This is a genomic window from Enterococcus sp. E5-37 (assembly GCF_035726925.1).
Classification (GTDB): domain Bacteria; phylum Bacillota; class Bacilli; order Lactobacillales; family Enterococcaceae; genus Enterococcus_B; species Enterococcus_B faecium.
Genome location: NZ_JAPMLG010000022.1, coordinates 1 through 14,858 on the forward strand (window position 1 = coordinate 1; position 14,858 = coordinate 14,858).

General features: G+C 36.2%; 14 protein-coding genes and 2 pseudogenes. All 16 read left to right on the forward strand.

What is annotated here, in order from left to right; translation table 11 throughout:
• A pseudogene (locus OS138_RS12460) lies at positions 1-112 on the forward strand (IS30 family transposase); the annotation flags it as partial.
• 621 nt (positions 113-733) lie between these two features.
• The gene (locus OS138_RS12465; RefSeq protein WP_002306992.1) at positions 734-1,150 is read left to right on the forward strand and encodes a PTS mannose transporter subunit IIA; all 417 of its coding nucleotides are present in this window, start codon (positions 734-736) and stop codon (positions 1,148-1,150) included.
• Between the two features lie 60 nt (positions 1,151-1,210).
• Complete coding sequence (locus tag OS138_RS12470; protein WP_325070179.1) at positions 1,211-1,702, forward strand: PTS system mannose/fructose/N-acetylgalactosamine-transporter subunit IIB; 492 nt, start codon at positions 1,211-1,213, stop codon at positions 1,700-1,702.
• Between the two features lie 13 nt (positions 1,703-1,715).
• The gene (locus OS138_RS12475; protein WP_325070180.1) at positions 1,716-2,525 is read left to right on the forward strand and encodes a PTS mannose/fructose/sorbose/N-acetylgalactosamine transporter subunit IIC; all 810 of its coding nucleotides are present in this window, start codon (positions 1,716-1,718) and stop codon (positions 2,523-2,525) included.
• Positions 2,522-3,349, forward strand: a complete 828-nt coding sequence (locus tag OS138_RS12480) for a PTS system mannose/fructose/sorbose family transporter subunit IID (protein WP_325070181.1) — start codon at positions 2,522-2,524, stop codon at positions 3,347-3,349. The genes OS138_RS12475 and OS138_RS12480 overlap by 4 nt, the downstream gene beginning before the upstream one ends.
• Positions 3,343-4,053: an HAD family hydrolase gene (locus OS138_RS12485; protein WP_002337773.1), complete on the forward strand. Its 711-nt coding sequence runs from the start codon at positions 3,343-3,345 to the stop codon at positions 4,051-4,053. The genes OS138_RS12480 and OS138_RS12485 overlap by 7 nt, the downstream gene beginning before the upstream one ends.
• A gap of 172 nt (positions 4,054-4,225) precedes the next feature.
• On the forward strand, positions 4,226-6,739 hold the full coding sequence (locus OS138_RS12490) for a sigma 54-interacting transcriptional regulator (RefSeq protein WP_325070182.1): 2,514 nt from the start codon (positions 4,226-4,228) through the stop codon (positions 6,737-6,739).
• A 487-nt stretch (positions 6,740-7,226) separates the two neighbouring features.
• A complete protein-coding gene (locus tag OS138_RS12495; protein ID WP_325070183.1) occupies positions 7,227-9,089 on the forward strand; it encodes a BglG family transcription antiterminator in 1,863 nt (620 codons plus the stop codon).
• Positions 9,089-9,421: a PRD domain-containing protein gene (locus OS138_RS12500; RefSeq protein ID WP_010728417.1), complete on the forward strand. Its 333-nt coding sequence runs from the start codon at positions 9,089-9,091 to the stop codon at positions 9,419-9,421. The genes OS138_RS12495 and OS138_RS12500 overlap by 1 nt, the downstream gene beginning before the upstream one ends.
• A 19-nt stretch (positions 9,422-9,440) precedes the next feature.
• Positions 9,441-9,797 carry a glycine-rich SFCGS family protein gene (locus tag OS138_RS12505; protein WP_325070184.1) on the forward strand — a complete coding sequence of 119 codons (357 nt, stop codon included), beginning with the start codon at positions 9,441-9,443 and terminating at the stop codon, positions 9,795-9,797.
• Positions 9,798-9,812: 15 nt separating this feature from the next.
• Positions 9,813-10,163, forward strand: a complete 351-nt coding sequence (locus tag OS138_RS12510; protein ID WP_010728416.1) for a DUF4312 family protein — start codon at positions 9,813-9,815, stop codon at positions 10,161-10,163.
• Positions 10,164-10,191: 28 nt separating this feature from the next.
• Positions 10,192-10,970: pseudogene (locus OS138_RS12515) on the forward strand (DUF4311 domain-containing protein).
• Positions 10,971-10,980: 10 nt separating this feature from the next.
• Entirely contained in the window at positions 10,981-11,658 is a 678-nt protein-coding gene (locus OS138_RS12520; RefSeq protein WP_002296962.1) for a DUF4310 family protein, read from the forward strand.
• An 18-nt stretch (positions 11,659-11,676) separates the two neighbouring features.
• Positions 11,677-12,783, forward strand: a complete 1,107-nt coding sequence (locus OS138_RS12525; protein ID WP_002288305.1) for an amidohydrolase/deacetylase family metallohydrolase — start codon at positions 11,677-11,679, stop codon at positions 12,781-12,783.
• Complete coding sequence (locus tag OS138_RS12530; RefSeq protein ID WP_284590276.1) at positions 12,773-13,864, forward strand: DgaE family pyridoxal phosphate-dependent ammonia lyase; 1,092 nt, start codon at positions 12,773-12,775, stop codon at positions 13,862-13,864. Before OS138_RS12525 ends, OS138_RS12530 begins: the two co-directional genes overlap by 11 nt.
• A gap of 12 nt (positions 13,865-13,876) precedes the next feature.
• Positions 13,877-14,617: a 2-dehydro-3-deoxy-phosphogluconate aldolase gene (gene dagF / locus OS138_RS12535; RefSeq protein WP_002288301.1), complete on the forward strand. Its 741-nt coding sequence runs from the start codon at positions 13,877-13,879 to the stop codon at positions 14,615-14,617.
• Positions 14,618-14,858 lie beyond the last annotated feature (241 nt).

Genomic DNA, 14,858 nt, shown 5'->3' on the forward strand with positions numbered 1-14,858 from the left:
CATCTCATCCGTTGCGTCCAAAAGAAACCATATCCCTAGAAAATCACTAAATTACCAAACACCATTAGAAGTTTTTTTGAGTTACGTAAATGGAAAGTTTTGTCTCGCTTAATTTGACAAATAATAAGATTTAAAAAAATTCTAAAAACAGTAAAATTTTCAAACTATTTTTATTTCTATTACTGTGACATAATTAAGTCACTATCACAGACCGTTGACAACTATCTTCCTTTTGAAAACTATTCTAAGGAGTATTTGTGATAGTACTCTTGTCATTATCATTATTCTGCTAGCACTAAACCATCTCCTATAAGTATGATGATAATGAGCTTCCGTTCAAAAGCCACTTAAAAAAGTGGCTTTTTTGTAATTGAAAAATTCATCTTTCGGGAGTGATAAAAAATTATTTTTTACATTTTGGATTATTAGTAGTCTTACCTTAAAATTTTTGTGAAAAGAGGGTTTTCTCTCATATATTGAATGAAAGTTAACCTTAGCGAAAACGCATATGTATAGTTAATTAGGTTCGAAGTTCGTTATAGCTTAAAAGAAAAGGTACTACTGGTTTAGGCAGATTTACTAACAAGCTTTCTGTCACCTATTACCATCTGTTTAGAAGTAAATCAAACTGTTTAAACAGTTTGAAAAGTATAAGAAAGCTCAAGAAATGGGACTTTCTTATACTTTTCTTTTTTGGCATAGTATTTGCTTAATATAAAGTGAGGTGAAAAATATGAAAAAAAAATTTTTAGTTGCAACACATGGGCGACTAGCAAGCGGTTTTCAAAATTCAATGGCGATTTTAGCTGATAAAGGAGCAGAACTTGAAGTCATTAATGCATATTTAACAAATGAAGACTATACGCCCATCATTTCGAACTTTATAGATTCTATCGAAGAAGGAGAACAAGGAATTATCTTTACCGATCTGTTTGGCGGAAGTGTAAATCAAACAGTGGTAGCAGAACTGATAAAACAAAAAAAAGATCAATTGTTTGTCATTTCTAATAGTAATTTAGCAATTATATTATCTTTAGTCCTCACACCGGAAAATGAAGTCTTTACAAAAGAAAGTATAAACGAAGCAATTGAGATAAGCCAGGTTCGTTTAGTATCAACAGATTTGCCTACAGAAGAGACATTTTTTTAAATCAAAAGTGTAAGAAGAAACTATTGTAGTAATTTGATACAAAATAAGGAGGAAAAAAGGATGATAACTCAAATACGTGTGGACGATCGACTAATCCATGGTCAAGTAGCTGTAGTTTGGACGAAAGAATTAAATGCGCCATTATTAGTGGTTGCTAATGATGAAGCAGCAAAAAATGAGGTCATGCAAATGACATTGAAGATGGCCGTACCAAACGGAATGAAACTATTAATTCGTTCGGTGGATGATGCTATCAATATATTCAATGATCCAAGAGGAGCCGGCAAACGAATTTTTGTCATTGTAAATAGCGTATCCGATGCAAATAAAATAGCTCAAAATGTGGAAAACATAGAAACAGTCAATGTTGCTAACGCAGGTAGATTTGATAAATCTGATCCATCAACGAAAAAAATGATATTTCCTAGTGTGCAGTTGAATCCTAATGAATTAGCTGCAGCAAAGGAATTAGCTAAGTTAGATCGAGTAAATAGTTACAACCAGGTGTTGCCGTCAAATCCGCAATTGAGTTTAAAAGATGCATTAAAATAGGGAGGAATAAAATATGTTAATGCACGCAACTATGGCAGCTTTAGCAGTATTTATCTGTTTTGCGGGTAACTATTTGACTGGACAAAGTATGATGGAACGTCCATTAGTAGTAGGTCTCGTTACAGGTATTTTAATGGGGGACATGAAAACGGGTATTTTGATGGGAGCCTCTTTGGAAGCCGTATTTTTAGGAAATGTAAATATTGGCGGAGTGATAGCAGCAGAGCCAGTAACGGCCACAACTTTAGCTACAACTTTCGCCATCATTTCTAATGTAGAACAAAAAGCAGCAATGACTCTCGCTGTGCCAATTGGTATGTTAGCTGCATTTGTCGTTATGTTTTTGAAAAATGTTTTCATGAATATCTTTGCTCCAGCTTTAGATAAAGCTGCACGTGAAAATAACCAAAAAATGATCCTTACGCTACATTTTGGTACATGGGTGATCTATTATTTAATCATTTCATCTATTTCTTTCATTGGAATTTTAGCGGGGAGTGGTCCGGTAAATTCCTTTGTTGAACATATCCCTCAGAGTCTAATGAATGGTCTTAGTGCAGCTGGAGGGTTGTTGCCTGCTGTTGGATTTGCCATGTTGATGAAGCTCTTATGGGACAATAAGTTAGCTGTTTTTTATATCCTTGGATTTGTTCTAACCGCTTACTTACAACTTCCGGCAGTGGCTGTTGCTGTGATTGGGGGTGTTATCTGTGTTGTCAGCGCTCAGCGGGATATTGAAATTAGAGAGGCTGGTAAAAATGGTAATAGGCACGATAAAGGGCTAATGACAAAAGCAGAAGAAGAGGAGGACTTTTTCGCATGAAATTCCAAGAAAACTTGTCAAAAGAAGAAAAGAAAATGATGCGTTCTGTATTTTGGCGTTCATGGACGATGAATGCCAGTCGTACTGGAGCAACGCAATACCACGCAGTAGGCGTCATCTATACGCTGCTGCCAGTTATCAATCGTTTTTATCAAACAAAAGAAGAACGTGCAGAGGCAATTGTTCGCCATACAACTTGGTTCAATGCAACGATGCATATTAATAATTTCATCATGGGATTAGTTGCTTCAATGGAAAAGCAAAATAGTGAAGATGAACATTTTGACGCCAGTTCAATCACTGCTGTTAAAGCATCATTAATGGGACCAATATCAGGTATTGGTGATTCATTTTTCTGGGGTATTTTACGGGTAATCGCAGCGGGTATCGGTATCTCTTTAGCAGCAACTGGTTCTCCGCTAGGTGCAATCATATTTTTATTGATTTATAATATTCCGGCTTTTCTCATTCACTATTATGCACTGTATAGCGGTTATTCTGTGGGTGCCAGTTTTATTCAACGAATGTATGAATCAGGTGGAATGAAAATTTTGACAAAAGCTTCAAGTATGTTGGGTTTAATGATGATGGGATCAATGACAGCATCGAATGTCAAATTCAAGACCATCTTAGAGGTGAGCGTAGAAGGCAGCAAAGAAGTGATGAAAATTCAAGATTACCTTGATCAATTATTTATAGGTATCGTACCATTAGCGGTGACGTTATTTGCATTTTGGTTATTACGGAAAAAAGTCAACGTAAATGTAGTAATGTTTGGTATTATGTTTTTAGGTATTATATTAGGTCTGTTAGGGATATGCTAGAAAACATTGCTGTTTTTTTCGATGTTGATGATACATTATTAGACAATTATAGTGCCTTCAAATGTACCATCCGAAAGTACTATCCTGACTATTTCCTCGAAGAACCTTTTTTAAAGCGTCTTTATCATGAATTTCGCTGTCATAGCGAAAAGATTTATAAGTTTTATCAAGAAGGAAAACTAGATACAAAAAAGAAAGACGAACGATGGTTACTAGTGATGGAAACATTAAATTTAAAGAAGAATACCAATTTATCGGAATTAGATGCTTACTATCATTTATGTCAAAGCAAACAGACTTTGTCAGTCGAAATGTCTTTGCTTTTAAATGTTTTGAAAAAAAGTGGAATTCTATGTGGAATTATAACAAATGGATTCACTCAGCAACAGCAAAGAAAATTAGAACAATTAGATCTTGATCGTTTTATCGAACCGAGATGGCAATTTATTTCGGAAAAGTTAGGTGATGCAAAACCAAGTGTAAGCTGTTTTCGAAAAGTTTCTAAACAATTGCCAGAAAAGATAACAAAAATTTACTATTTAGGGGATAGTTATCAAAATGATGTTATTCCATCTAGATTAGCCGGCTGGTGTCCGATCTGGTTGAATCATTTTGTTGACGATGAAGCAGCAGAGATTCTACAAGCTAAAACCGATAATGAAGCAGCCACCTTGATATTATCTGAATTACTACATTCGAAATAAATAGAGCCGTGTCCCATAGGAAAAACTACTGTAGCTAAGAGTATGATTTGATGCACTCTGACTGCAGTAGTTTTGATTTTTTAATATTTCATCTGTTGTGAGGCTTTTGGGAAAATATGACATTTCCATTTCTTATCATATACTGTATTTTTTTTATGAGGGAGGTTTAAGTATGCGACAAGAAACGAGAGAACAGTTACTAAATTTATTATCTGAAGCAACTACTTTGACGACACAGGAGATTGCTGATTCTATCTCATTAAGTCGCTCAGCAACAAGCTTATATTTGAATGAGTTATTAGATCAAAATGAAATACAAAAAAGCGGAACAAAACCAGTGTATTGGTCAATTGCCGAATCAGAAAACAAAGGTGTGAAAGACGCGTTTGCTAAGTATATTGGAAGTAATGGCAGTGCTAGACGAGCAATTGAGACGTGTAAGGCAGCGGTATTGTATCCACCATTAGGATTACCACTTCTTTTGTATGGAGCAAGTGGAGTTGGAAAAAGTTTTTTAGCACACTTAATTTTTAAATATCTTAAAGAAAACAAGTGTAAAGGAACAAAAAATTTCTTTGTTTTCAATTGTGCAGATTACGCTAATAACCCTGAGTTATTATCTTCTATTCTATTCGGACACACAAAAGGTGCTTTTACAGGAGCAGAAAAAGAAAAGGTTGGTCTTTTAGCGCAAGCTGATGATAGTGTTTTATTTTTAGACGAAGTACATCGATTATCTCACGAGAATCAGGAAAAACTATTTCAATTTATGGATACAGGGAATTTTCGGCCTATCGGCGAAGAAGCAGAAATGATTTCTTCGAATGTTCGATTATTATTTGCAACGACTGAAACGCCTGAAGAAGCACTATTACCGACATTTTATCGACGTATTTCCGTTATTGTTGAATTACCAGCTTTTCATGAACGACCAATATTTGAGCGTATAGAGCTAGTCAAATATTTGTTTGAAAGAGAAGCAAAGCGAATAAAAAAGAATATAGTTATTTCAAACGAGAATTTTTTTGCCTTAACAACACAAGAACTTTCAGGTAATATTGGAAGCTTATCAAATCAGGTAAGGATGAGTTGTGCTGATGCATTAAGGCTGACACCTCATAGTCAAACATTATTTATAGGTCAAGATAAGAAAACAACAGTTAAAATAACTTACCCTTCTACATCTAGTCCATCTATTGAGGAATACCAGATTTTTGCAGAGAGACTGATGCCTATATTAGATATAAATGAATTTGCTGAATTAAAAGAAAAATTACAAAAATTTGATAGTCAATACTTAGAAAATGTAGTGACTTTGTCAAATGATAGTTTGTCTTTAAGTATGAAAACAAGCATCCAAAAGCAAAATCGTAGAATCATTGACAATGAAGCGATGACGCTAGAACCCCTTGAAATTGTTTGCAGGTTACTACAAATCTTAAAAGGAAAACTACCAGAAAAAAATTTAAAAGAAAAAATACATCTACTATCAAAACAGTATCCTAGAACTATACTTTTAACTACTAATCTCACAAGAGAGCTTCCTCTAGAAATTCGCCCCTTTGTTACTTTCTTCTTAGGTGTAATGCTGATCGGCAAGGTCTCAGAAGACATCCGTTACCAAGCATTACTAGTAGCTCATGGAAACGCGACTGCTAGTAGTATTCAAGCTGTGGCAAATAAAATGTGTGGAGATTACGTTTTTGATGCTATCAATATGCCTTTATCATCTTCTGCTAGAGATATTATCACAAAAGTTAATGATTGGCTTTCAGAAAGAGATACATCTGAAGGAGTGATCATGCTTGTGGATATGGGCTCATTAACTCATTTATATAAGAGCTTGAAGCCTCAAATTTTAGGAGAATTATTAGTTATTAATAATTTAACTACCTCTTATGCACTAGAGATTGGACAGCAACTAATCAATGGAAATCTTTTTTATGAGATTGCAAAAACGGCAGAAAGTGATTTTGTAACGAATATCCAGTATTTTGAAGGTTTTGCCGTAGAAAAAAATGTCATTATTTCCAGTATATCTGGTCGTGATATTGCTAAGAAAATAAAAATGATCTGTGAAAAATACTTTAATCCTGATATTAAGCTAATCGTATTAAATTACGGAGAATTAGTGAGCGCATTAGAACGCGCTTCTTCGGAAGAAGGATATTTGAAAGAGACGGCGTTGATCTTGACAACTTCCTATCTGGATAACACAATCCCGGTTCCCAGTATTAATCTAATTGATGTTTTGGATGAAGATGCAGAGAATAAATTGAATAGACAATTGAGAAACCTAATTCATCCTAGTAGTGTTCCATTATTAACGAATGAATTCATCCATTTCTTTTCAAAAGAAGGCTTATCTGAAAAACTCGAATTTTTAAACCCTGATGTAATTATCCGGCAAGTAGAAGATGTAGTAGAAAAGTGCGAGAAAAGATTCAGTCTTCAGTTGAATGCTAAAATGAAGTTCAATTTAATGATGCATCTAGCTTTGATGGTCGAACGAACGATACTTGGTGCAAAAGACTATCCAGTCCCAGAAGATATCAACCAGCTGAAAATCAACAACAAATTGTTTTATCAAAATACACAAACGATTTTCTATACTTTGGAACAGTTTTATAAAATCAAAATATCGACATGGGAATTATATATACTTTATGAAATTTTAGCAGGATAGAAAGTATGAATCCATCTGTTTGAATATTTTTTATTTGAGTATGATTAATACCACTAAACGTGTATCATTGATTAGTTTTCTTTTATTCATTACTTTTAAATATTTATAGTCATAGATAAGCTTCATGTAGGAATTCGTCAGCCGCGTATTATTCTACATGGAGTTTAATTTTTGTATGGTGATCCAGTCAAATTTTATTTAGGATAGAACGTGTAAGCCATGATATTTTTAGAGAATATACGGTTTAAGATATTGAAAGCTGTTCTCAATTTTTTAATTTAAAAAATTTGAAAAAGCGTTTGATTATTTATATTACGACTTAGTGCAATAAAAAACGCTTTTTAACAGTACATGTAGTCGTCTTTATAATAGATAAACTCTGTAATATTAGTTAAAAAGCTATAAGTTGCACTTAGTTAAGTGCAAACATTTCATATTGTCGTTAGTTTAGAAAACGCTTATATTAGCAATGTAAGGAGAGATGATAATGCAGCAGCTAACAAAAAGAGAAAGGCAGCTTTTGATTTACTTGGTGGAAATGTCTGAACCAGTAACAATCAAAAAGTTGGCTGAAAAAGAAAATGTTAGTGTTCGGACGATAAAATACGATCTAGATGATATAAGAGAGTGGCTGAATGAGCGGAAGCAAGTCCTATATAGCAAACGTAGTCAGGGAATTTGGATGAATATTAGTAGCTCTGATCGAATCAAATTAAAAAGCGAATTGATGGATGTTAATCGTTTTGAAATATTTGCAGATCAAAGTCTCCGAATCAAACGTTTACTAATTATGCTTTTAGTAACAAAAGAAGCTATTACTGGAATGAAAATGGCCAACGCATTAGATGTCAGCAAAGATACGATCATGAATGATTTAGATGTGCTGGAAAATAATTTTCTTAAGGAAGGATTGACCTTGAATCGTCAGGCGCGAAAGGGTTTTTGGATCACAGGAGAAGAACGTCTAGTTCGATTAACGATTGAAGAGATTCTTCAAAAAGAGTTCACGGATTATGACATTTATAAATTAATGTCATTGTTATTGAATGGCGGTGAGACTGAATACTTTGAAATGTATTCTGCTACTGCTACACCTATCCAAGAGGTATTTAATCAAGTAATCATTCGAATGCGGCACTTACTGGAATTTGAAAATCTAGAGAAACTGAATTACGCGGAATTACTAAATATTCTGATTCGAGTGACAATTGCTACCGTTCGCTTACGCAAAGAGGCTACGATTGGTCGTTATCAATTGGTTGCTGAACAAGAATTAGACAAAAACGATCTTTCTTATCGCGTCATGCAGCAGGTCTTTGATTATTATCAGTTGCCACTGTTCGAGGATGAATATCATTATATCTATAGTGATACATTCGACACGATTCACCAGCAAGACGTCATGAAACTAGTTGAGAATGTGATTTATAAAGTAAGTAAAGCAATCAACCATTCTTTTTATCAAGATCCACAATTGTTGACGAATCTGTATGCTCATTTATCCATGCGATTATCGAGAAAGAAAAAATTTGTCAATGAATATAATCCTTTTAAAGAAGATATCAAGCAGAAATACCCGAAATTATTTGATGCGATCAAGCAAGCAGTTCGACAAGAAATAAGTGAACAAAATATTCTGATCAATGATTCTTTCGTGGCATATATTGCCTTACACTTTTTGGTTTCCTACGAAAGAGAAGAAGATCTACGAAGCGTTAGAGCCGTCTACATTTGTTCAACAGGGTTGGGTGTGACTAGTCTGATCAAGCAAAAGATCAATGAAGAATTAAATAATATCACTATCGTGGCATTTGCTTCAGTATTGAATGCGCAAGAAATGATTGCCACCAAAGATCCTGATTTGGTGATTAGTATTTTTCCAATCAATGGCATCGATCGTCCTTTCATCAAAGTCCATCCATTACCCACTGAACAGGACTTGAAAAAAATTCAACAAATAATAAAAAAAATACTTGCTTCTTCCAATCAGCAGGAAAGGCATAACTTGAATCTTAGAGAAACGTCCATCAATAAAGATACTTTAGAAGACTTTAGCAAGGAATTGATTTTGAAAGCTTATACGATTTATGAACGTTTACTTGTCATTTTGGAAGCAGAATTGATCCAAGAATATCGAGAAGCTTTTTTGCTTCATGTATTCTTAATGGTTCATCGTATCACATTTGATCAACAATATATGGCAGAAGGTCGTCAAGTAGACCAGATTATTTTAGACAAAGGAACACTGGTAGGAAAAATCGAAGCAGTTTTTGCAGAAAATAATTTAGGAATCAATCAGTCAGAAATCAGTGCATTATTCTCATATATAAAAGAAGGAGCGTCAAGTTAGTGAAAATGTCAGACGAGGCTTTAAAAATTATCGAGGAAAGTCAAAATCGGGAAAAGTTAAAACAAGTGATTGATCTAATTGAAGAGCGATTAGCAGAACATGCTATTGTACCAACCGAGTTGCAGTGGACCATTCTAATTAATCACTTGAATGAGATGCTGAAACGTTCTCAAAGAAAGGAAACGATTCCCGTAGTCGATCGGGATTTGTTCAAAGAAGTATCCAAAGAAGCCATAACTATTTCTGATGAAATAGTTAGAAGTATCGGTAATTTAACCGATGATGAAATATATGTTTTGTCGATTCATTTTGAAACAGCAAAAAATAATTAATATTTAGGAGGAAACAATCATGATTACAGTAGTTATTGCAGACCGTATGGGTAAAGGACAAAATGTGGCCAAAGGGGTAGAAGCAGCTGGCGGAAAAGCAGTTGTCGTACCAGGAATGGGGGCAGATATGCGTTTGGGCGATGTGATGCAACAAGAGCATGCAGATATGGGTATCTCTTTTTGTGGTAGTGGTGGTGCAGGTGCATTAACAACAGCAACAAAATATGGCTATCCAGAACGACATGGTATGCGTTCGATTGAAGAAGGGATCACAGCTATCAAGGATGGCAAAACTGTTCTAGGTTTCGGCTTTATGGATCAAGAGGAATTAGGAAAACGTCTGACAGAAGAATTTATCAAAAAGCATGGAAAATAGAAAGAGGGACATGAAATGAGCGTTCAAAAGACAATTCAGCAAAAAGTTATCGTCTCCGGTAAAGGGGAAACAAAGCAACATGCTTTTGCATCAGCGTTAGCAGAAATTCAAAACAAAATAATGGAACAATCAAACGTATTATTGCGAATCGAACCAGTCAATGTGGATATTTTAAAGGCGGTCGAAAACAAATACACAGAACGCTTTCTATTTTTCTTCTTCCCACGGCAATGTATTAGCTATGAAGTCGAACTCTCTGTTACTGTGGCTGTAACAGAAATAAAATTGGCAGACATATCGTTCAGCCAGCAAATGACTGAAGATCCAAATGGGATTGCCATTCCATTTGTAACTAAAAAAATCTAATTTTGAATCATAAGGGGGAAAGAATAACGTGGATTTCGTAATCATTCTAGTCAAATCGGTCATTATCGGGGGATTACTTGGTTTTGCAGCATCTGTCGGGGCAGCTCGAATGTTTCATGCACCTAATACACAAGGTTTAGGAGCTTTTAGAACATTAGGCGAAATGAATGCCTGCATGGGTGATCCAGCTTCTCATTTTTCATTTGGTTTAGGCTTTTTCTTTAATGCATGGGCTTCTTCAGTTGGTGCTGGTGCATTCACACAAGATGTGACGCATCGAATCATTCCCAATTGGGCAGCGGCAGCACTTCTAGCAAAAAACAAAGATGTCACCCAGACCATGCATGATCCGAAAAAAATGGGGATCATTGGAGCGGTTATCGGGGCAGTGGTGGTAGCCTTCTTAAACACAACAGCTGCAGCAATTCCAGAGGCGTTACAAGTGACGGCGGTTTCCGTTTTGGTACCAGCAGCGACGATTCTGATCAATACAGAATGCCAGTTATTTTTTGGTTGGCAGCTTTAGACGCAGGGAAACGAACTGGTTTTTGGGGCACTCTTTTTGGTGGTATCGCGCAATTGATTATGGGAAATGCGGTACCTGGTGTTGTTCTAGGAATCTTGATTGGTAAAGGCGTCGATGAGAGCGGTTGGAATCGCGTCACGAAGAGCATGATGATCGCTATTGTTTTATTATTTATTTTCAGTGGATTTTTCCGTGGATTTGATATGGAAATGATCAAGAGCTTCCAGCTTCAAGTGCCTAATTGGCTTGATAACTTGCACAACATCTTTAGTGTGAAATAGGAGGAGAATCATGGAGACAACAGAAGAACAAGCAAAAGTATTAGAAGCAAAGCGGCAAAAGAGCTTTTGGTTTGCAGACTGGTCTTTTCCGCTAATCGTAGGAATTATGTCCGCTGCTGTATTTGCAGGAACACACATGTATGTGATGTATGGTGTGGGTGCATTCAATGAAGTTTCGATCGTGGCGATGTTAAAAGCCGGGCTGGATGGCGGATCCTATGGCGCAGCGGCAGCGTTTGGTGCTAGTTTCTTATTTGCCAGAATTTTAGAAGGCTCTTTAGTTGGGATCTTGGACTTAGGCGGTTCGATCCTAACTGGGATCGGAATTGGGGTACCAGCAATTCTCTTAAGTATGAAAATAGCGGCACCAATCGATAATTTTGCACTCTCTTTATTGACTGGTTTGGTTCTAGGTTTGATTGTTGGTGGCATCATTGTCTTGATTCGTAAATTTACGATCAATCAATCAAATTCCACTTTTGGTGCTGACGTCATGATGGGGGCAGGAAATTCATCTGGACGTTTTTTGGGTCCATTAATTATATTAAGCGCGTGTGCAGCATCTATTCCAATCGGCATTGGCGCTACATTAGGAGCACTAGGATTCTATGCTTGGAAAAAACCAATTGCTGGAGGTGCTATTTTAGGAGCAATGATTTTAGGAGCAATCTTCCCGGCAGTAAATTAATAGAAAGAGGGTCATTAAATGTTTGATACTTTGATTAAAAATGGAAGGTTGGTTGATGGATCTAAAATAGAGGTCGCTATAGAAAAAGGCATGATTAAAGCAGTTGCAGCAGAAATAAATCAGCCGGCGCAAGAAGTAGTTGACTTGGAGGGAAAGTATTATTTATCCGCTGGGTGGATCGATGATCATGTCCACTGCTATGAAAAGATGAATCTTTATTATGACTATCCTGATCAGATAGGGGTCGAAAAAGGTGTGACGACGGTCATTGATGCTGGAACTACGGGAGCAGAAAACATCCGTGAATTTTATCAATTGACGAAATCGGTCAAGACAAATGTGTATGCGCTAATGAATATCTCTAAATGGGGCATTGTCAAACAAGATGAACTTGCTGATCTAACAAAGATTCAAGAAGATCTAGTAAGTACTGCGTTAGCAGAACTGCCGGAATTTATTGTCGGGATCAAAGCGAGAATGAGTAAGACAGTTGTTGGTGAAAATGGCATTAAGCCATTAGAATTAGCTAAAAAAATCCAGACAGAAAACAATGATCTGCCATTGATGGTTCATATCGGTTCTGCACCTCCTGAGTTAGAAGAAGTATTGTCAAGAATGGAAAGAGGCGATGTATTGACCCATTGTTTTAATGGAAAACCAAACGGTATTTTAGATCCAAAGACAGATCAAATTAAAAACTTTGTCTGGGATGCTTACAATAATGGTGTTGTCTTTGATATTGGACATGGGACGGATAGCTTTAATTTCCATGTGGCAGAAACCGCACTAAAAGCAGGAATGAAAGCTACCTCTATTAGTACGGATATCTACATCCGCAATCGTACAAATGGCCCAGTTTTTGATCTAGCAACTACTTTAGAAAAATTGAGGGTAGTCGGCTATTCTTGGGAAGAAATCATTGAAAAAGTTACAGCAGTTCCTGCACGGAATTTTCATTTGAAGAATAAGGGCCAGTTAGCTGTCAATTATGATGCAGATTTGACGATATTTGAGATTGTTGAAAATGAAAAGGAATTGAAAGATTCCAACGGATTTACACGTATAGCTAAAGAACAAATTTTACCGATTAAAACAATTATTGGAGGCGTCATATATGACAATTAGCTATGGAAAGTTTGATTTAAAAGAAGTCATTAATGCATCGGGAAAAATGACGATCCTAGGGGTTTCTAAGGTATCTGAAAGTGTCCTAGCAGCACAACGATTTGGAGGCGAGCATTTTTTTGAGATGAGTGATCTTGCCATCAAAACCGGCGCTTATCTTTCTCAATTACTGAAAGTGGAAGATGCGCAAATCGTTTCTTCTGCTTCAGCAGGGATTGCTCAATCTGTTGCTGCTTTAATCGGACAGGACGACATGTACCATGTCTATCATCCCTATACAGAAAAAATCGCTAGACGGGAAATCATCATACCTAAGGGACATAATGTAGATTATGGGACACCGGTTGAAGTAATGGTTGCTCAAGGTGGAGGAAAAGTCATAGAAGCTGGCTATGCAAATATGTGTACACCGGAACATGTTTCCATGATGATTACGGAAAAAACTGCTGCGCTTCTATATATTAAAAGTCATCATGCAGTTCAGAAAAGTATGCTGACGGTGGCAGAAATGGTAGAAGTTGCCAAAGCTCATCGTTTGCCATTGATCGTTGATGCAGCTGCGGAAGAAGATTTATTCAAATATAGCGAAATGGGCGTTGACTTAGTGATTTACTCTGGGGCAAAAGCAATCGAAGGTCCGAGTGCCGGACTGGTGATAGGAAAAAAGAAGTATATTCAATGGATTCGGCTACAGTCTAAAGGTATTGGCCGAGCAATGAAAATCGGTAAAGATAATATTTTAGGCTTTACCCAGGCACTAGAAGATTATTTAAAAAATGGGAGCGAATCCGGTGACTCCATGAAGCAACGATTAGCGCCTTTTGTTAACGCAATCAATCAACTTCCTGACCTTTCAGCGAAAATAGTTCAAGATGGTGCCGGCAGAGATATTTATCGAGCAAGTGTAACGATTAATGGCGATAAAAGTGCGAAAGAAGTCATTCAGGAATTAAAAGCACGAAATCCAGCAGTCTACACCCGAGAATATCAAGCAAATAACGGAATCATTGAGTTCGACATTCGTTCTGTCAGCCAAAACGAAATGGAAAAAATTATAAAAAGATTGAGAGAAATCATGTAGGAGGCTTTTAAATTGTCAGTTATCCCAAATTATTATAAAAATCGTGTATGTTTAAATGTATTAGCTCATTCAGTTGAAAATGCAAAAGCATGCTATGAAGCAGCGGAAGGGCATGTCGTACTAGGTGTGCTATCGAAAAATTATGCTAGCGATGAAGCAGCAATCGAAGATATGAAAAGGTACCAAGACGCAACCAATAATGCGTTGTCAGTTGGATTAGGCGCTGGAGATCCAAACCAAAGTCAGATGGTTTCGCGTTTATCTGGGGTTTTACAACCACAACATGTCAATCAAGTATTTACTGGCGTGGGGACTTCTCGTGCTTTATTGGGCCAAAATGATACAGTCATCAATGGATTGGTTTCACCAACAGGTAAGATCGGCTATGTCAATATTGCTACAGGTCCGTTAAGTTCACAAGCGCCAGCAGCTGAAGTGCCTATTGAAACTGCCATTCAAATGCTGCAAGACATGGGAGGTACTTCAATCAAGTATTTCCCGATGAAAGGCTTAGCACATAGGGAAGAATTTAAAGCAGTTGCGGAAGCTTGCGCAAAATATGAATTCTATTTAGAGCCAACAGGAGGAATTGATCTTTCAAACTTTGAAGAAATTCTGAAAATTGCAATCGATGCAGGTGTAAAAAAAGTGATTCCTCATGTTTATAGTTCAATTATAGATAAAGAAACAGGAGATACGCGTATAGGAGACGTAAAGATACTATTAAGCATGGTAAAAAAAATTATTCACTAACTCATTAGAAAATAAGAAGCTTATTCCAGAATGAAATTAAATGGAATAAGCTTTTTATAATTAATTACGGAAATTGTTAATGTAGATAATAATTTAGATGTACGTAAGCAGAAGGAGAGTATAAAATATTTTGTGTAAATGAAAAAATCCATACAAAAAAGGAAGTCCCTTCTGTAGAATAAAGTTAACGACAACCAATTCACAGAAAAGAGGACTTCCCTATGAATGATTTTACTACAGA